This is a genomic window from Oleiphilus sp. HI0086, from assembly GCF_001635225.1.
This window is the reverse complement of sequence record NZ_LWFZ01000396.1, coordinates 1-430: the sequence shown is the minus strand read 5'-3', so window position 1 is coordinate 430 and position 430 is coordinate 1. Positions and strand designations below refer to the sequence as shown.

At 43.3% G+C, this 430-nt stretch carries 1 protein-coding gene; it reads left to right on the top strand.

Annotation, left to right across the window (positions count from 1 at the left end):
• A partial coding sequence (locus A3756_RS04970) for an SDR family NAD(P)-dependent oxidoreductase (protein ID WP_156490284.1) occupies positions 1 to 430 on the top strand: 430 nt, incomplete at both ends.

The window sequence follows — 430 nt, the reverse complement described above, 5'->3', positions numbered from 1 at the left end:
GCTGCAAACAAATAGCGGACAGTCATATACCTATTCGATATATCGTGATCGCCAGCGGTTTACTACATAGTAAAGAACTCAACATAAAGCCTGAGAAACGTATCGAAGATATCAACTATGAAAGTCTGCATAGCGTTTTTGAGACCAACACGTTCATGCCGATTGTCTGGTTAAAAGAGCTGACCGGGTTACTGAATAAAAATTCAGCGACCACGATTGCTGTATTATCAGCAAGAGTGGGTAGCATTAAAGATAATCGGCTCGGCGGCTGGTATAGCTATCGAGCCTCTAAAGCAGCACTAAACATGCTTCTCAAGAATGCTTCTATTGAATACAGTCGTCGCTTTCCAAAAGCAAAAGTCATTTCATTCCACCCTGGAACCACAGACACCGAACTTTCAAAGCCATACCAAGCGGGCGTTCCAGAAGA